Below are 19,294 nucleotides of genomic sequence, written 5' to 3'. Positions count from 1 at the left end.
TGCCGTTTTATTAATCGGCGGAAGTGCTGTGGCAGTATCCGCGCTATTAAGTTACTTTGTATAAAGTAACTTTCAGTTTTTAACGTTATTTATAGGTATTAACTTAATTCAACCTACTTATACCAAGTGGTGCACATTAATACCTTTTTTAGAACAAGAGGATTTACAAACTAATGCTTACATCAATCCCTGACTTACTAAAAATTATCACACCTAACCAACGCCGTATTGACGCAGCGCAAGCGAAACTCGAACTTGAACAAAATAAAGGTTTACTTATTGATGTACGAGAACCTGCAGAGCACGCTACAAAAGCAGCTACTGGCGCTATAAATATTCCGCGTGGATTACTCGAGATGAAGCTGATGGAAATAGAAAAAGACGCAGCTCGCCCTATTTACGTGCACTGCGCAAGTGGTGCACGCGCAACGTTGGGAGCAGAAGCATTAACGCGTGTGGGTTATGAAAACGTGACTGTTATTACCTGTGACGCAAACCAAATATGTAGCGTATTTTAAGTATCTACTAAGTACTTATAATTATGCGCCTAACAAAGGTAGGTGTTTAACGCTGTGATAAGTCAGTGCTAATTTAATACACGCTTTAAGTGGGTGTTCTGGTAATGGCTTTTCACTATTTAACACTATTGCTCTATTTCCTTCAAAGGTAAGATTATGAGAGTACAACTCTCTAAATGTGCTTACTAGCTTTGATTGGCAATGAAAAAACAAATAACACGATGAGCCCTTAAAGCCTACGCGGATGGGGCTACCATTTATTGTGTTATAACTTGGCTCTCCCCACTTTAAAGACTCTTCAACAGCTCCTAAGTTCTGCTCTTGTGCTACGGTATAAATTAACTCTCGTAATTGTATAAGCGTACTTTTAGCTGCCTCAGGATGATTATTAAATATATTTTTTATTTCCGTATTCATATAAACATCCTTATAAGCGCTCTACCTATACTTAAAGGTAAATTACTTTTGTTGTTTTTCATCAAGTAAAACAAGTAGCATCTGCTCAATATTTTTAACGCTATAAGTAAGTGCTCTCAGTAGCTCTTTCTCACTTTGCTCTGTTGCCTGCTGCGACGCTTTACCTTGGTTTGCCAATACATCTTTTTGCTCAAGTATCGCCTCTCTAAACTCACTCGCATTAACTACACCAAGCAAAGACACTAAAGCACCATTTCCTGACTGCCCTGCTGTTTCAAAGCTTAAACGATATAATCCAAAGATTCGCATGAGCGGCCCTTGGCTTAACCCTACATCTGTTATTTTTTCAAGCGGAATAGATTTTTCTTCTTTAAATAATATGCCACGTTTAACTACCAATTTTTGTGGTAATAAGTCAGCTGACATAGCTGCGAGTATTCGTCCGCCCACCAGCCATACAATAAGTAAAATAATAGGTATAAGCGGTATAGTAACAAGAGCCAACATTGCAAATAGCGAGGCAGTAACCATCCAGTATTGTTTTACTTTAGGATCAAAATTAGCACTTTTTAAGGTTAAGTTACTCATTAGCTTTCTTTTGTATGGTTGGGGATTTATAAAAGTACGCCAATCTAATATTGAATGCAATTTAGTCCAAACATTTATAATTAGCATTCAAATATACTTTCACACACTTATGTACATACAAAAAAGCCGAGCATACAGGGCTATGCTCGGCTTAGGTTTGGGAAAATAAACTGCTACTGCTTATTAATAAGTATGCTTACATTTTCTCTATCTGGGCCTATTACATTAAACGTGTAAGTACCTTGTTCGGTAATATTTAGTGCTATATTGGCACCTACGGCTTCAAGTGGTGTTAGTTCATCAATTGCCACTACCGGCGTATCGCCTGCTCCACCGTAATCAACGGTACTCCAATCTTCAGATGCTACTTTAAATTCGTAGTCACCCGCTTCTAACTCTATTGATGTAGAGTAAATTGCATCACCCTCGTACATCAGCGGGTTATCAGTACTCCAGTCATTTAAGCTGCCACGAATAAACACTGTCGTTTGTGCAAACATTTCAGCGTTGAGCACTTTTAGCGATACGTTATTTAAGTCACTGGCGTCAAATATAAACTGGTATTCACCTTCTTCTGCAATGTCGATGGTCATATTCGCGCCCGCAACCGACAACTGCTCAGCGGTGCCAACCATTACACTGGCATCCCCCTCAGCCGAGCCATAATCAACCGTGCTCCAATCTTCTGACGCTATTTTAAATTCATAGCTTGCAGCACTCAGTGTTTTAGTAAAGGTGTAAATACCTTTGTTTTTATAACTTAACTCATCGGTTACTCCCCAGTCATTAAGCGTACCGCGCACATAAATAGCAGTGCCTATAAATGGCTCTTCGTTGTATAAAGTAAGCGTTGGATTTTCAGGGTTTGAAGCATCAAGTGAAAATACATAGGTTGCATCAATAGCAGCGCTGAATGTCATGTTTGCACCTGAGCGTGTTAATGCCTCGCTTTGGTTTTCAACTACATCTTTATCAGCGTCAGTAAGCGCGCCAAAATCAACTGTAGACCAATCTTCAGAGGCAATTTTAAATTCGTAATCGCCAGCGCTCAGCGCAATTGCTATACGGTATTCACCTTCGCCAATATATTCAAATGCATCGCGTGTGCCCCAGTCGTTTAAACTACCGCGCACAAACACAGCGGTGCTGCCATAAGGTACTACATCAGGCGCGCCTGCGGTCGCATTTGCACTTAAACCAACACCTTGGCTCTCACCTTGGTTTTTAGTAAAAACAGCTAATATGTAAGGCGGTACAGTAAATGTGCCTTCGTTATCGCCAGCAGCAAAATTAGCACCGGTCATACTTGCATCAACACTGTTTTTTAATACATCGTGTAATTCAAAATCCGCTGCGGTGGCAATAGTATGGCTAAGGGTTTGCTCGGTTGCGTTAATCACGACAACAAGCGCATCTAATGCAGGGTCTAAGTCTGTTAGCCCTTCGCCATCATCAATGCTCATTACTATTAAGCCATGTTGCTGCGCTTTACCTACGTTATGAAAACCCACCCGCTCAATAACATCTTGCTCTGTGGTTAATCTAAAGAGTGCGCTACTACTACGTATTTGTAAAAATTCATTAAATACATCATGTGCAAAGGTAATATCTTGTGGCTGTGCAGCCGCTTGGGTATTAGCAGAAATAGGCATAATTTCTTGCCATTTCACTTCGTTGTCTTGCGCAGGTGGCAAGCCAATATTCCAGTTATTGGTATCTTGGGTAAAATCAACAAAGTTAAACCAGTCGCCCGAGTCGTAGCTGTTACGATCCATCGATTTTGAACGTAGCAAATCGGCGCCCATTTGCATAAATGGAATACCTTGGCTCATAAGCGGAAGTGCTAACGCCATATTATGAGCACGAACGCGCTGCTCAATACTCATATTAGTGCTGTGTTTATATTGCAGCTGATCCCATAGTGTTTCGTTATCGTGTTTAGATACGTAATGAATGCTATCGGCAGGGTCTAGTGCATACGCCGTTGGCTGAGTATTCCAAGTAAAGCTATTACCCTTTGCTGAGTTACCTTTAAAGTCTTTTAAAATGTAGTTTTGTAAATTACCCGCAAGTGACAAGCGTAAAGTATCTTGCTCTGCTAAATTGCCATCTGTTGAGCTATTACTAAATAATGCGCCGCCGCGAACGGCTTCACGAATGCGGTCGTTAAAGGTACCTACTTCGCTACCGGCCATATCGGCTTGTTTGGCTTGCACAAATAATCGGTTATTTGCCACCTCACCAAAGTCCCAACCTTCGCCATAAAAGTAGTTATCTTCATCAACAGCTTGCACTGCATCACGTGCTGCAAGAATTGACGATTTTGGCATGTGCCCCATTACATCAAATCTAAAGCTGTCATAGCCAAATTCACGCGCCAAAATAACTAATGAATCGCTAACAAACTTATCCATCATTACATGCTCTGTGGCTGTATTTTCACAACACGTTGAGCGCTCTATTTCACCACTTACTTCGTTATAACGGTGATAGTAACCCGGCACTAGTTTATCAAATACCGACTTATCCCAAATACCCGACGATGTTGTATGGTTATAAACCACATCAAGCACTACGCGCAGACCAATAGATTGCAGTGATTGCACCATAGCGCGGGTTTCTTTAACGCGGGCAATGCCCTCTGGGCTTGAGGCGTACGAGCCTTCAGGCGCTATAAAGTAATGCGGATCGTAACCCCAGTTAAAGCTATCTAAGCTGCGCATAGCATTAGCAAGTGCTTGTGCGTCATCTGAGCCTGGTAAATAACCGCCCATTAAATCAATAATTGTGCTGTTTTTATCTTGGGTTTTACACGCATCGGCTTCATCGTTGATTTGCTCACATAAATCACCTAGCGTATCGCTAATATCTACACGCTTACTGATGTCTTCATCTATGGTGCCAATATCAGTAATAGGTAATAAATGAAAATGCGTTAAGCCATTTTGAGCCAAAGTTTGTAAGTGCTGCATAGGAGCACTATTTAGCTCAGTAAACGCAAGGTACTTACCACGGTTAGCCTCTGTTACGCTGCTATCGCGTGCACTAAAGTCACGTACATGGCCCTCGTAAATAATCGCATCTTCTGGATTTTCTACCGTAGGAATAAGGCGTGAGTCCCACCCTTCGGGTTTAGTGTCTGCATCGGCTAAATTAATCAACTGGCTGTATAAACCATTGGTAGATACATTTAGTGAATAAGGGTCTGTGCTCCAAAGCGACTCTATTTGCTGAGTCAGTGGGTGGTAAACATCAAAATTAAAGCGGTAGTAGTGGCGGTCGTATTGCATATCTAAACTTGCTTGCCAAATACCTGTCTGTGTATTTAATGTCATTGGCGTAGAGTGCACTTGTGTTTTTGCATCATCAAACACATTTAGCATCATGTTATTAGCGGTGGGTGCCCAAACAGTTACATCAATCGCGTTATTGTCATAATTTACACCCAGCACTGCTTCATTAGCATCGTCTTCGCCTTGTGTATAAAGGGCATCGAGTGCTTTAGCGGTTTGTACATAGCTTGCTTCTAGAAGCTTACCTTCACTATCGTAACCGGCAATAACAAGCTGCGATTTAATAAGCGTTTTGGCCGTGCTTGTATCCCAACTTCCTTCGTATGCGTTCCAGGTGGTTAAATGCGGTACTTTTGCAGCCTGCTCATCAGTTATATTGCTTGATTGCAGCGTAACAGTATCGCCGTTTAAACCAGTATCAATATCCACTTCAAGCTCAGCCGTAGCTGATGAATGTAACTTAATTAGGCTTGTAAGCTCGTTACTTGGTTTATACAAAATAGTATTTAAATCAATCCAATGCGCTGAAGCACCTGTTATAGCAACTGCGCGTTCGCCTAAACTTAATATAGGGTATTCAAACACCGAAGGCTCGCCATGAATGGTAAAGTTCATACGCTGAAAGGTTTCATCGTCTTGCATCAGCGGCATGGTTAAATCCACATCACCAAACGCCTTACCTGACCCTTCTGTACCAATATGAATAATAAAATTGGCACATTCGTTATAACCCTCTTTAAGGTTAATTATCCAGTACGCACCGTAGTTTGGATCAATACCATCGTATTCATGGCCGTTAGCCCAATCACTAGTATCAAATGGTGGTGCATAAGCATCACACACATCGTTATTCCACGAATGTAATCGGTAGCCTTCGTAATTGTCATCGGCTAAGCGGTTATAAAATAAAACCGCCTCTCCCTCCCCTGCAAATACAACAGGGTCTGGCAGGGTTGGGTCGGCGCCAACCACGCAACTTTCGTTATTTTCATCAGGTACTGTAGGTGCCGGGCACGATATAGGTTCGGGATCGACACATTGTGACCCCGCTTCATTAGAGACTTGTGGCACATTACAGGTAAGTAATGGTTCACCAGATTCAACATCACCTGTTCCACCACACGCTGCTAATAGCATTAACGCTAACGTTATTAGCAAATATTTAGACATAGTTATAATTTTCATTTTTAAACGCTCCGTTTGCTAATTAATGACTGTATGTAAAACCAAGGTAGAACTGACGACCAAAGTACTGAGTCGTCCCTGTTCGTTGCTCTGAGCCAAAGTAACTTTGGGTTGGTTCATCGGTTAAGTTATTAACTTGCAAAAGCATTGTTAGCGAGTCGCTAAAGCGATAAGAGGTTTGAAAGTCGACTACGGTTTCAGCATCAAAATTAACCACTTGCTCGTTAATGGCAACCTGCTCTGATACAAACTCATCGCGGTAGCGCACATTAAGGCGGGTTTCAAAATCATCCATTGAGTAAAAAACCGTGGCATTAAACACGTTATTAGATAGCCCAGGTAAAGATTGCGCTAACGTGTCGCCCCCTAAACTGGTGATCGATTCAATTTCACTTTCGGTGTATGAATAACTTGCATTAGCGCCTAAGCCATTAAATGGCTCAGGTAAAAAGGTAAACACTTGCGTATAAGCAAGCTCTAGCCCTCTAATATAGCCACCTTCACCGTTATTAACTGCAGTAGTGTAAATACCGTTGGTTGTCGCAACTTGCTCGCCACTGACTGGGTCTTCTATAGAGTCAGGTACGTTAAAGCCATTGCCTTTAAAGTCGAAGTCTTCGATTGATAAGGTTTCAACAAACGAGTCTATATTTTTATAAAATAACGCCGCAGCGATAGTGCCGTTGCCTTCTTCAAAATAATATTCGTAAGATAAGTCGTATTGGTCGGCATAAAAGGGTTTTAAAAATGGGTTATTAGTACTTGAACCATTAATAACGCCATCATCGCTTACGTTTGCACTGGCATCGCCCGCTAAGCGGTTAATTGGCGCACGCGACATTACTTTAGCCGCAGCAAAGCGTACAAGTGAATTGTCGTTAAGTTGCAGGTTTAAATTTAATGATGGTAAGTAGTCGGTGTATTTAGTGCCTAATACATTAGGTGCGTATAAATTATTTGCAATGCCGTTCTCATCAACAATATTTTGCGCACCTAAGCGCGCATCGCCTGCTACGTTCTCTAGTACCGTTGCTGATTGATCGGTTTCAACGCGGCGCAAACCCACATTACCCGATAGGTCGAGCCCGGCAATTTGCGTGTTAATGTTTACCATAACGTACGCAGCTAGCACATCTTCAAACACCGAGCCGCTTTGCAGCACTGACCACGAATAGTTAGTTGTGTATCCTTGCGCGTCGTCTACGCCATCGGCATTACCCCACGTTTGTACAGGCTCGGGCGTGCCATCTGGAAACCACGCATTGAGCGCTTTGTCTAAATCAATGGCTAAATACGATGGGAAATAACTAAACTCGCCCTGCCAGTCAACCACAGAGGCCATATCGTCGGTTAAACGTAAAGGCGGTTGTGTTGCTGAAAACGCCCCGTCGTTACCATACTCAAATACCGATCGTTTTCGGCTGTACTCTCTATCTGAGTAGCGCGCACCAAACTCTACGGAACTAAATATATCGCTTTCTAACTCGTATTTAAAATCTAGCCTAAATGCCGTTACTTCATCTTCTGTTTGATCTGGGTAAATACCATATTTGCTGACCATTACACGGTCTATATCACTAAAGGCGGCCGCCTGATTAAACCCAACGTCAGGTAAATTTAAGCCATTTAATTGATAGTTAATTGCTACGTTGTTATCAAATACTGGCGTTTCTGCATTGGCATCTTCAGCTACTAAGCTCCACAGTAAGCCATTTCTAAAATTACTTTTTGCGCGAGAAAGCGACACATCGGCATTTACGTTTAATCTATCGGTTACCTGCCAATCGGCATTAACGCCAAAGCTGTCTACTTCGTCAAAGTCTTGGTTGTCGTCGTTAACTATTTCAACGCGGGTATAGCTTTGCGAAGTGCGGTTAACCGCTGCGCCTATTACGGCATTACCATCAAGCTGAGCGTTTGCATATGCAGCTGTTGGCCCGCCTAATTTAACCCTAAGGCCACGGGCAAACGACTCTTTATCAAAGCGCGATAAAAACGCATCACCTTTTAATTTAAAGTTATCTACCGGTGCCCACTCTATAGCTGCTAAGTAACCATTACGGGTTTCTTCGCCGCCTAAATGCTGTAGCTCAAAGCCTTCGCTAATGTATTCGTTTTCTGGGTTAGCTAAAGGGCCATTGGTGTCGTTAGCTGCGCCATCAACGTCTTTTGTGTCGTTGTACGCAAGGCCAATAAACTGCGTTGCTACACTTGGCTGAAACAAACGCGCATAGCCCAGCGCCACGCCCAATGTGTCGTCTAGGTATTTGCCTTGATACGAAAAACTAATTCGGTCGCCAAATTCAGTGGCATCCGATACCTCTGAGGCACGGTCGTTATACATACCTCGCACATTAGCTACAAATTTATGTGTTTGGTCGTTATTGAGTGGGCTGGCGGTTTCAAGCTCTACCGTACCGGCCACGCCACCTTCAATAAGCGATGCCTTTGGTGATTTGTATACCGCCGCAGAGCTAATTAATTCTGACGGGTATTGGTCAAACTCAATACTGCGGCTGCCACTTGTAGATACTTGCTCGCGGCCATTAAGTGTTGAAAATACAAACCCGCCCGAAAGCCCACGTATATTAATTTGTGCCGCTTGTCCGCCCGTTCTTACTGCTGAAATACCAGGTAATCGTGTTAGTGCATCGGCCATTGAAATATCAGGCAATGCCCCTAAATCATCGGCAGAAATTTGTTCTGACACCGTATCGCTAAAACGCTTTTGATTTAAAGATTGAATTAAACTGCGACTAAAGCCTCGCACTTCAATAATTTCTAAATCTTCAGCTTGTGTGCTGGGTGATTGATTTGTTGAGCCTTCGTTTGCAGCCAATGCACTATTTGCGGCAAATAAAGCCAGCATAAGTGCACTTAGTTTAAACTTGTCCATGTGTGTGAACCTTTGAGTTATTGTTGTCAGGTGTTGCTGTGTTGTTCAAAACACAACCAACAAATTGTAACTAAAAGGTAAAATTAATGTGATGAATACGTATGCAGGGCATGAGAGTTAGGCTGCAGGTGTATGCGCGTACATACACCTACATTTGGAACGCTATTTAAAGGCTAAGCACCACTTTTATCGCAAGAGCAATAAATACGACTCCCAGTATTTTATCAAGCCACGGGTTCTGCTTGGTAAATCCAAAGCGGTTTTTTGAAACCTCGGTCAGTAACGCCACCAGCAAGTACCAACCGGTATCAATTACAAACACAGTTAAACACATAATTATACCCACACTTAAAGTAAGTAGCTGAGGGTCAATAAACTGTGAGAACAAGGCTAAAAAGAAAATAGCGAGTTTGGGGTTCAAAAAAGCAATGGCAAAACCATCTTGTAATGCTTTAGCTGCACTTACCTCACTTTTTTGTACTTCAAGTTCGTCATTACTTGGTTTTGCTAGCAATATTTTTATACCTAAATACGCCAAATAGGCTGCGCCTAAATACACGAGTATTTGATAAACAGTTGGAAACTGCATCATTAAAGCGCCTAACCCTAATAACGATGCACCAGCATACAAGCCAACGCCAGTACCATGACTGAGCGCGGCAAGCATACCGTTTTTCATACTACCGTTAAGTGAGTGCTTTAAAACCACCGCTAAACTTGGTCCTGGCGACATTGCGCCCATAATACAAATAGCCGCTAGGCTTAACCATACTGTAAATGTCATTTAAAGCTCGTCAGTTTCAATAAGTAATGTATAACCGTGCACTTGCCCATAAAAACCTGCCAAGGGCACTGCGTTTATTACTTTCCAGCCATCTTGGTTTAATTCCTGTATGCGGTCATTCAGTGCGACTATATCTACCCCACCCAAAAAACGGGTCTTTCTAAATTCGATTACTTTTTGCATTTTAATCCTTGTGTATCTTATAAAGTGTATTCAAAATCGTAGTAGTGAATCCCTTGCTCAATACGTATTTTCATGCTGCCCGTTAACCCTTCTAGCTCATTAGTGCCTGAGTCGGGAATTACATTTAAAATTAGGCTGTCTTGGCCTTTATCCATAGTGCCAAAATGCTGCAGTACAAAACTGCCTTTTTTGCCGTCAAGCTCGCCTATTACTTGCTCTATGGCAACATAACCGGCACTGCCTTGTGTGGGTGTCATGGCGCTTAGCATTTCGCCTTGGCTGGTGGCATTTAAGCTACCTTTAAATGTTTTATCTATCGACATACGCCCTAAATTAACGCCGTTTTGGCCGCTTGCGTAACCTTCAATTGGGGCTAGATTTACATTAAATTCTCCACTTACGGTTGCAGTAGTCATAACGTTTCCTTATTGGCTAATATTTAATAGTATTGATTTTTATTATCTTAGTGCCATATCTATACCTTAACCTTTAAAAAGAATCCACTATGTCAAAAACAAGCCCTAAGCCCGAAAAAGCCGCTTTTAGTAGTTTATTACCTATTTTTGCTTTTATTAAACCGTATAAATGGATGGTAGTAGCGGCGCTTGCTGCCCTTTTAGTAACCGCTGGTGTTAACTTATCATTAGGGCAAGGGGTTAAATTTGTCATAGATCATGGCTTTATAGCTGGCTCTAAAGATCAGTTACAACAAGCTGTATTAGTGCTTATTGGTTTAATTAGTTTATTGGCCGTGGGCACCTTTAGCCGCTTTTATTTAATGTCGTGGATTGGCGAGCGAGTCAGTAACGATATTCGAAAAGCGGTGTTTAATCGCATTGTAACGCTACACCCTAGCTACTTTGAAGAAAACCGCAGTGGCGAACTTATGTCGCGTTTAACCACCGACACCACATTACTGCAATCAATTATCGGCTCATCATTTTCTATGGCACTGCGCAGTGTACTTATGTTGATTGGTGGACTTGCTATGTTGTTGTTTACTAATTTGAAGCTCACCTTAATAGTTGTTGCCTGTGTACCGCTGGTACTTGTCCCTATGATGATATTTGGTCGCAAGGTACGCAAACTAGCAAGCTCAAGCCAAGATGCCATTGCTGATATAAGTACCTATGCAGGCGAAATCATACAAAATATTAAAGTAGTGCAAAGCTATAGCCATGAGGAACAAGAGCAATATGCTTTTGCACTTGAGACCGAAAAAGCCTTTAACGTAGCTAAAAAACGCATTAAGCAACGTTCATTTTTAATAGCCGTAGTGATTTTTTTAACCTTTAGTGCTATTAGCGCTATGTTATGGGTAGGTGGTAACGATGTACTTGCGGGTACTATGACCGGCGGCGAGTTAGGTGCATTTGTGTTTTACGCTATTATGGTGGCAATGTCGGTGGCAACCGTTGCTGAAGTATATGGCGAACTACAACGCGCAGCAGGCGCGGCAGCAAGGCTGCTTGAGTTACTTGCCGTTAAAAGTGAGATAGAAAACCCATTAAATCCACAAGATAGTAATTTACTGCAAGAGAGTAGCAGCCCCGCAATTGCTCTTGAAAACATTAGCTTTAACTACCCTTCACGCCCCGATGTAAGTGCACTTAATAAAATAAGCCTAAATATAAATCAAGGCCAAACCGTGGCAATTGTTGGCCCTTCTGGCGCAGGTAAAACAACGTTATTTGAATTGCTACAACGTTTTTACGATCCGGCTAGCGGAGCTATTAAGTTTAAAGATGTAAACATTAAAGACCTATCACTTAATACTCTGCGTAATAAAATGGGCATGGTAGCGCAAAACCCTATTTTATTTAGCTCCGACGTAATGCATAACATCCGCTACGGCAACCCAAGTGCAACCGATGAGCAAGTATATGCCGCAGCAAAGTATGCGCATGCCGATGAATTTATCAAACAGTTACCGCAAGGTTATAACAGCTTTTTAGGTGAGCAGGGTGTGAGGTTATCGGGTGGGCAAAAGCAGCGTATTGTACTGGCACGCGCTATATTAAAAGACCCTGAAATACTTCTTCTTGATGAAGCCACCAGCGCGCTGGATGCGCAAAGCGAGCACCACGTACAAGCGGCGCTTGAGCACCTAATGCAAAACAGAACAACGTTAATTATTGCCCATAGGCTGGCAACGGTTAAACATGCCGATGTGATTGTAGTGATGGAAAATGGGGAAATCATAGCAACGGGTACTCACCAAGAGTTGTTAGCAAGTAACCCGTTGTATCAAAAACTGTGTGAATTACAGTTTAATAAGGATTAACCTTCGGTATTTGGCACTATCTGAATTTCTACGCGACGGTTTTGAGCACGGCCATTTGCACTATCATTAGTTGCAATTGGGCGTGTTTCGCCATAGCCCATAGTGCTAACACGTGTAGCCATAATTTGTTGGTTCACTAAGTAGTCTTTCACACTTTGTGCGCGTTCACGCGATAGGTTCATGTTGAAGCTATCTTTACCCGTACTGTCAGTATGCCCTTGCACACTAAGGTAGGTTTTTTCGTACTTGTTCATTACTTTAGCAATCGCATCTAACGTATCGTTAAAGCCTGATGAAATATAAGACTGAGCAGTCGCAAACGTAATGTTTGATGGCATTACTAAACGTAAGTTATCGCCTTCACGCACTACTTCAACACCTGAACCCGCTAACTCATCACGAAATGCTTCTTCTTGCTTATCCATGTAGTCGCCAACAGCAGCGCCCGCCAGTGCACCAATAGCTGCACCAATAAAAATACGTTTATCTTTATGATTACCCGTAGCCTTACCTAATACACCTCCGGCTGCGGCGCCTATAGCGGCTCCTTTACCTGTGTTATTCATTTCACAACCAGAAAGTAATACAGCTACTACGGTTACGCTTAAAAGTGATTTAGTTAAAGTCATGGTGATACCCTATTCATTAAGAATTTAGCAAGAGTATGCAAATACATGTATGAACAAACTATGAAGAGAGTGTTAAAAGCAACGCATCTTGCTTGATTGTTAAACAGACCTCAAACTAATGTGCCATTTTAATAAAAATGTCATACTACGCTGTGACAATTTAATGAATTTTACAAAGGATATTGGCGCAATGTTAATTGCTATTTTTAGACAGTTTTTTTTACTAGGGTGTATGAGCTTTGGCGGCCCTGCTGCGCATTTAGGTTATTTTAAACGCCACTTTGTAGACTCGTTAAATTGGTTAACTAACACGCGTTACGCACAACTTATTAGTTTAAGCCAAGCACTGCCTGGGCCGGGCTCTAGCCAAGTTAGTTTTGCTATTGGTGTTGAGCGTGCTGGAGTACTGGGCGGTATAGCTGCCTTTGTAGGTTTTACTCTGCCTTCGCTTTTAATAATGGTGCTACTTGCGGTGAGTGCTCATCAGTTTGACGCTGTTTACTTTGCTATTATTGCGGGCTTAAAGTTATTTGCCGTTGTTATAGTTGCTGATGCAACACTTAGTATGGCTAAAAGCTTTTGTACAAGTGCTGCGCTTAAGTTACTTGCTGTAATGAGTACGCTTGCTTTGGTGTTATTTCCAATGATGGGTACTCAAATCGCTATTTTAATAACCGCTGCAACAATAGGTGCTATATGGCCTTTATTAAAACTGGGTACAGCCACAGAAAATGTTAGCAGTACAAAAAGTAATATTAACTGGATTGCACTGGGGTTATTTGCGATCTTACTTGGTGTTAGCTTTATTCCACTAGGGCATGAGTTTGCTTTGTTTACCCCTTTTTACCAAGCGGGTGCAATGGTGTTTGGCGGCGGACACGTAGTACTGCCGGTACTTCAAGCTGGCGTGCCAGCATTGAGTGATGATCAGTTTTTAAGTGCTTACGCGAGTGCACAAGCAGTGCCTGGGCCTATGTTTACTATTGCTACTTACTTAGGCGCACAACTTACTACAGAACAACCTTTAGTGGGTGCTCTTATAGCTACACTGCTTATATTTATGCCTGGTTTTTTACTTATTTTGGCATTTCAGAAGAGCTGGATTAACTTGGCAAGTAAGCCACGCTTTGCAAGCTCAATAGCAGCGCTTAATGCCGCGGTAGTAGGTTTTTTAGCGGCTGCACTGTATTCGCCAATTTGGACATCAGCGGTGCATAACCTTTGGCAAGTTGCGTTAGTAATAATTACATTTGCATGGCTGCGATTTAAAAAGCCACCTATTTGGTGGCTCTTAGCTTTATTTATTGCTGTGGGTCTTTTACAACACTATTTGCCATCACTCTAAATGTTGGCTTATCTGTTTGTTGCTCGTTAGGTGGGCTTAATTGCCCACTAACACTTTGATATGCCCTAAGCCCAAACACGGGTAATACCGCAAGTAAATGGTCCATTATTTCGGCTTGTAAATGCTCGTACGAAATCCAGCGTTTGTCTTCACTAAAGCAATAAAACTCAATAGGTAAACCATGGTTTAGTGGTTGTAGCTCTCGTACCATTAACGTAAGCGACGTATTAATTTTACTGTGCTGCTTTAAATAACCTTCAGCATAGCGACGGAATAACCCTAAATTAGAAACCTGAGCAGGTAATGTCGTCACTCGAATATAGTCGTGCAGCGGAATAGCCGCATCGATTTGCTTTCTAAACTCATCACCCACTAAACAAATGCTGTGCATATCAATATTGAGTGAGCGTTTAATACGTCTACCGCCCGACTCTTGCATCCCGCGCCAGTTTTTAAACGAACCCGCAACTAGCATATAAGTTGGAATAGTTGTTATGGTGTTATCCCAGTTACGTACCTTTACAGTATTTAAACCCAAATCAATTACTTCGCCATCGGCGCCGTAATTTTCTACTTGAATCCAATCACCATAGGTTACTAGGCGATTTGCTGCTATTTGAATACTGGCTACAAAGCCTAAAATAGTGTCTTTAAATACTAACAACGTAACAGCAGCAATAGCACCAAAGCCAGAGAGAATATAAGTAGGTGACTTCTCAAGAAAAATGCTCACAATTAAAATTGCACACACAATAAAGGTTATTAGCTTAACAACCTGAATTAAGCCCTGAATAGGGACCTCGCGGGCAAACTCTAACTGGTTATAAATAGTACCCGCAATGCTCACAATACTGCTAAAAATAAAACCAGCATAAATAATAAGCAAAGCTTGTCCTATCGTTTTTAGTATTTCTCCTGCAATTTCATTAACTGGGTATACGCTATCAAACGTAGCTAAAAACAATACGCAGCACAGCATTCCGGCAATACGCTTATTTAGCTTATTAAGCATAGGAGAAAGCGCACCAATTCGCTCAGGAGAAAGCCTCGTCACTATTTTTTGAATGCCAGGTAACATTAATCTACGAGTAAATAAGTAAACAATTAATAAAGAGAATATTCCTATTGAGACTGCGGTAATTGAGCTAAGAAAATCCGCGTCGGGTACTTTTTCAAACCAAGGAGCAATTAATTCCTGAAGATGGGTGTTGGTCATAGTGTTTCAATTTCCTTACTGATCTGTGGTTCAGGTAAATCTTGTTGAGCATAAATATCGGCAAGCTGCTGATCTTTCGCAACCCATAGCTCATTCACATAATGTTGAAAATTAGCTTTAAATACGTCATCGGTTTGATAGCTGCCCTGCATATTGTCATTAATGGGCGTTACGTCTATTGAAACATAAATAGAATCTAGCTCGCCTTTGAGTAAGTTCCGACAAACGTGATCTGTTTTACCGCTATATACTAAACTTGTATTTAGCATGGCATCAAATTGGTTGACTAGCACTTCAAGCGCAAAAGCAATGCCACCCGCTTTGGGTTTTAATAAGTGCTTAAAAGGACTTTGCTGCAGATTATGCTTAGCCGGCGTAAAGCGTGTGCCTTCAACAAAATTAACGATGGTAGTAGGATAGTGACGAAAATTGCGACAGCTGTGTTTTGTGCGCTCTACATCCAACCCTTTCAACTTTGGGTTTTTAGCTAGTTGCGCTTTGCTTACTCGCTTCATAAACGGCATACCCATAGCCCACGCACCAGTGCCAATAAAAGGCACGTATTTTAATTCATCTTTTAAAAAAAACTTAGGGGCTGGTAATGCATGTAATGAGCTAAGCACGGTTATATCTAACCAACTCGCGTGATTACAAATAAGTAAATACCAACTTTTTGAATTTAAATCGCCACTTATATCAACCACAATATTAGGACAACCTAGCCACAAGCCAAACCGATTACCATTACACCACCCTCGATAAGCGCTGTGCAATAAAGAGTTAACAACAGACAAAGGCAGTAATAACTTAATAAGCCCTAGTACAAATACTAGCGAGCCAAAAAGCATTACATTAGAAAACAATACGCAGCCCACAATTAAGCCGTTAAGCCAATTTGGTAACCACTTTTTTAGCATAACTGTAAGCTCATATTTTTGCCTTTTATTTGGGGTGTTTTTCGAGCGATTGTAATGTTTGCTCTTTATTTTCCCATAAACGATTTAGCTCGCTTTGAAAGCGTACTCTAAATTCAGAATCGCCGGTGTAGTCACCAATAAGCTCTTCGCTTACAGGCCTTACATCCACGTGTACGTTGATATTTTTTACCTTACCACCTGCAAAATCCATGAATGTAGGAATGCCATCAGGGTAATGAATAGTTACGTTAACCACTTTAGTAATTTGCTCGCCCATTGCTTGCATTACAAAAGCAATACCGCCCGCTTTTGGTTTTAATAAATGTGGAAACGGGCTATTTTGGCGCGCATGCTTTTGCGTAGTAAAACGTGTGCCTTCTACAAAGTTGACCACACTTACTGGCATTTCTTTAAATTTTTCGCAGGCTTTGCGCGTGGTTTCTAAATCTTTGCCACGCAGCTTTGGATTCTTTTTTAATTGGCTTTTACTCGTGCGAGTCATAAACGGAAAATCAAGCGCCCACCAACACAAACCTAAAATAGGCACGTAAATAAGCTCTTTTTTCAAAAAGAAGTTTAAAAATGGAATTTTACGATTAAACACGCGCTGTAATACTAAAATATCGACCCAGCTTTGGTGATTTGCAATTACTAGGTACCAATCTTTTAGTTTAAGGTCTTCAAGGCCAGTTACATTAAGTTTAGTTGGCGTAAATAACGCTTGATTTAAGCTATTAAAGGTAACCCAAATAGTTGCAAATTGCTTAGCTGCCCAGCTCATAAGCTTTTGTAGAGGCTTAATAGGGATAAGCTTTATAAGCCCACAAACAAAAATAGGCACAAACCAAAAAAGTGTGTTTATTGTGTAAAAAATAATACTAAATACACTGCGAATAACTGACATTACTTCCATTCCTTTAAACATTGCGCAGCCACTAATACTGCGCTTTCAGTTGCTTACAAATTAATCTTCAAAATAGGTATAGCCTTCAAGGCCTGCATTAAGCTCAGCTAAATAACCTTCTTTACACTGCGTCGATACATCAAGTTTATTAACTTGGTACGCAAAGTTGTCAGCTAAAATGGCGCTATCATAGTCAACAAACTTTAATACATCCTTAACGCTATCACCTTTTATGGCATTGGTTAACACATAACCTTCATCGTTAAGCTCTACATGCACTGAATCAGTGTCACCAAATAGGTTATGTAAATCGCCTAAAATTTCTTGATATGCACCCACCATAAACATAGCAATGTGGTATTGCTCACCGTGTTTATATTCTGGAATAGGTAGGCTGGTTTCGATACCAGCGCCTTCAACGTATTCGCGGATTTGCCCGTCAGAGTCACAGGTAATATCTTGAATAATCGCGCGCTGAGTCAGTGGCTGAGTTAAGTTTTCGATTGGCATAACAGGAAACAACTGCTGAATACCCCATACATCAGGCAACGACTGAAATAATGAAAAGTTAACAAAGAGTTTATCAGCAAGCTTTTCGTTTAAATCGTCGAGTACTTCACGATGCGCGCGCGCATTATTACTAAGCGATGCACGTACACGATGTAAAATAGTAAAGTAAAGCTGCTCTATTTTCGCCCACTCTAGCATGCTTACTAAGCCATGCACGTACTGATCGTGCGCTTCGCTAAATAAGTGCATAGCGTCGTGATAAATCTCTAATGCCATACGCGGGTTTAAACGCTGTAAACACTGCCACATTTCATCAAGCACTAATGCGCTATTTTCAAGCGGTGGCTCTGGATTTAAATGATTAGGCGCTTTTTCTACGTCAATTACATCGGTAATTAATACCGCATGGTGAGCAGTTAAAGCACGCCCCGACTCGGTGATAATGGCCGGATGCGTAAGGTTATGCTGATCGCACACCTCAGCAAATGCATTCACTACGTTACGCGCATACTCTTCTACGGTGTAATTCATTGAACATGCACTACGCGAGCCAGAGCCCTCGTAATCAACACCTAAGCCGCCGCCCACATCAACGGTATTTAACGGTACGTTTAATTGTGTAAGCTCAGCAAAGTGGCGTGCACATTCACGTAAAGCACGGTGAATATCACGAATATTAGCAATTTGAGAACCAATATGAAAATGCACCATTTGCATTAAGTGCAGCTTATTATGCTTTTTAAGCACTTCAACAGCACTTAGTACTTGGCCTGCTGTTAAACCAAACTTGCCTTTTTCGCCGCCCGTGTTTTGCCACTTGCCTTTGCCTACTGAGTTTAGGCGAATGCGAATACCAATAGCCGGTTCAATGCCTAGGTTGTCTATTTCTTCAAGTAGTGTGGTCAGTTCTGAAAGCTTCTCTACCACAATTTTTACGCTGTGGCCCATTGCTTGACCAATACACGCTAGGCGTAAAAACTCACTGTCTTTATAGCCGTTACACACTATTGTGATTGGCTCTTTTGCTACACCCAAAATAGCCATAAGTTCTGGCTTTGAGCCTGCTTCTAGGCCAACAAGCCCGCTTGGATGCGCTAATAGTTTACTTACTACAGAACGTTGCTGATTTACTTTAATTGGGTAAACACAGGTGTATTTTCCGTTATATTCACGATTTGCTCGCGCTTGCGTAAACGCGTTAGTAAGGGTGTCTACACGATTTTTTAAAATATCGGTAAAGCGTACTAAAACCGGCAACGTTAAACCTTGTTGCTTAAACTGCTCAGTTAATTGCGTTAAAGAAATGGCCGGTTTTGTTTGGTCGCCATCTGGGTAAGCCACCAGTTCGCCTTGTGCGTTAATATCAAAATAACCATCACTCCAATGAGCAACGTTATAAGTGGCGCGTGCTGTTTCTAAACCCCAGGTCATGGCAACTCTTCTTTAGTCAATTAGGTATAAAGGCGCATTTTAATACGTCACTATCCACTAGGCTAACAAAAATTGAACTTTCACTCATTCCTAACTAACTTTATTCGTCAAATCAGTTAAAATGTCATTGAGCAAAACGCCAAGCACTGGCAGAATTGCCCCTTTTTCATACTCAACCTAAAAAGTGTAATAGT

General features: G+C 41.5%; 15 protein-coding genes. 3 read left to right on the top strand and 12 right to left on the bottom strand.

What is annotated here, in order from left to right; translation table 11 throughout:
* Positions 1-173 precede the first annotated feature (173 nt).
* Positions 174-518: a rhodanese-like domain-containing protein gene (locus tag I6F42_RS14990; RefSeq protein WP_002959525.1), complete on the top strand. Its 345-nt coding sequence runs from the start codon at positions 174-176 to the stop codon at positions 516-518.
* 21 nt (positions 519-539) lie between these two features.
* Here I6F42_RS14990 and I6F42_RS14985 read toward each other — a convergent pair whose 3' ends face one another.
* From I6F42_RS14985 to I6F42_RS14955, 7 genes are all read right to left on the bottom strand, one after another.
* Positions 540-935, bottom strand: coding sequence for a DUF1801 domain-containing protein (locus tag I6F42_RS14985; RefSeq protein ID WP_010554927.1), 396 nt, complete (start codon positions 933-935; stop codon positions 540-542).
* 42 nt (positions 936-977) lie between these two features.
* Positions 978-1,523 (bottom strand): PH domain-containing protein, encoded by a 546-nt coding sequence (locus tag I6F42_RS14980; protein ID WP_010554928.1) that lies wholly within the window; start codon positions 1,521-1,523, stop codon positions 978-980.
* Positions 1,524-1,696: 173 nt separating this feature from the next.
* Positions 1,697-6,001 (bottom strand): alpha-1,6-glucosidase domain-containing protein, encoded by a 4,305-nt coding sequence (locus I6F42_RS14975; RefSeq protein WP_197152662.1) that lies wholly within the window; start codon positions 5,999-6,001, stop codon positions 1,697-1,699.
* Positions 6,002-6,023: 22 nt separating this feature from the next.
* Positions 6,024-8,897 carry a TonB-dependent receptor gene (locus tag I6F42_RS14970; protein WP_197152660.1) on the bottom strand — a complete coding sequence of 958 codons (2,874 nt, stop codon included), beginning with the start codon at positions 8,895-8,897 and terminating at the stop codon, positions 6,024-6,026.
* 166 nt (positions 8,898-9,063) lie between these two features.
* The gene (locus I6F42_RS14965) at positions 9,064-9,681 is read right to left on the bottom strand and encodes a LysE family translocator (protein WP_197152658.1); all 618 of its coding nucleotides are present in this window, start codon (positions 9,679-9,681) and stop codon (positions 9,064-9,066) included.
* Entirely contained in the window at positions 9,682-9,864 is a 183-nt protein-coding gene (locus tag I6F42_RS14960; protein ID WP_024604488.1) for a hypothetical protein, read from the bottom strand.
* A gap of 17 nt (positions 9,865-9,881) precedes the next feature.
* The gene (locus I6F42_RS14955; RefSeq protein ID WP_024604489.1) at positions 9,882-10,280 is read right to left on the bottom strand and encodes a DUF3224 domain-containing protein; all 399 of its coding nucleotides are present in this window, start codon (positions 10,278-10,280) and stop codon (positions 9,882-9,884) included.
* Between the two features lie 89 nt (positions 10,281-10,369).
* Here I6F42_RS14955 and I6F42_RS14950 point away from each other — a divergent pair, with 89 nt between their 5' ends.
* Positions 10,370-12,148 (top strand): ABC transporter transmembrane domain-containing protein, encoded by a 1,779-nt coding sequence (locus tag I6F42_RS14950; protein WP_197152656.1) that lies wholly within the window; start codon positions 10,370-10,372, stop codon positions 12,146-12,148.
* On the opposite strand, the gene I6F42_RS14945 is transcribed toward I6F42_RS14950, so the two are convergent.
* On the bottom strand, positions 12,145-12,777 hold the full coding sequence (locus tag I6F42_RS14945; RefSeq protein ID WP_007584604.1) for an OmpA family protein: 633 nt from the start codon (positions 12,775-12,777) through the stop codon (positions 12,145-12,147). The genes I6F42_RS14950 and I6F42_RS14945 overlap by 4 nt on opposite strands.
* 190 nt (positions 12,778-12,967) lie before the next feature.
* Between I6F42_RS14945 and chrA the strand changes: the two genes are divergently transcribed.
* Complete coding sequence (gene chrA, locus I6F42_RS14940) at positions 12,968-14,122, top strand: chromate efflux transporter (protein ID WP_197152672.1); 1,155 nt, start codon at positions 12,968-12,970, stop codon at positions 14,120-14,122.
* Here the strand turns inward: chrA and I6F42_RS14935 are convergent.
* From I6F42_RS14935 to speA, 4 genes are read right to left on the bottom strand one after another with little or no spacing between them, the layout of a single operon-like run.
* A complete protein-coding gene (locus I6F42_RS14935; protein ID WP_101163384.1) occupies positions 14,079-15,338 on the bottom strand; it encodes a mechanosensitive ion channel family protein in 1,260 nt (419 codons plus the stop codon). The genes chrA and I6F42_RS14935 overlap by 44 nt on opposite strands.
* Positions 15,335-16,255 (bottom strand): acetyltransferase, encoded by a 921-nt coding sequence (locus I6F42_RS14930; RefSeq protein ID WP_197152654.1) that lies wholly within the window; start codon positions 16,253-16,255, stop codon positions 15,335-15,337. Before I6F42_RS14930 ends, I6F42_RS14935 begins: the two co-directional genes overlap by 4 nt.
* A 25-nt stretch (positions 16,256-16,280) precedes the next feature.
* Positions 16,281-17,159 (bottom strand): acyltransferase, encoded by an 879-nt coding sequence (locus I6F42_RS14925; protein ID WP_197152670.1) that lies wholly within the window; start codon positions 17,157-17,159, stop codon positions 16,281-16,283.
* Between the two features lie 60 nt (positions 17,160-17,219).
* A complete protein-coding gene (gene speA, locus I6F42_RS14920) occupies positions 17,220-19,100 on the bottom strand; it encodes a biosynthetic arginine decarboxylase (protein ID WP_024591379.1) in 1,881 nt (626 codons plus the stop codon).
* Positions 19,101-19,294: the final 194 nt, after the last annotated feature.

This window comes from Pseudoalteromonas sp. SWYJZ12 (assembly GCF_015864395.1).
Classification (GTDB): Bacteria; Pseudomonadota; Gammaproteobacteria; order Enterobacterales; family Alteromonadaceae; genus Pseudoalteromonas; species Pseudoalteromonas arctica.
The sequence above is the reverse complement of the archived record's forward strand: the minus strand, read 5'-3'. Positions and strand labels throughout refer to the sequence as shown.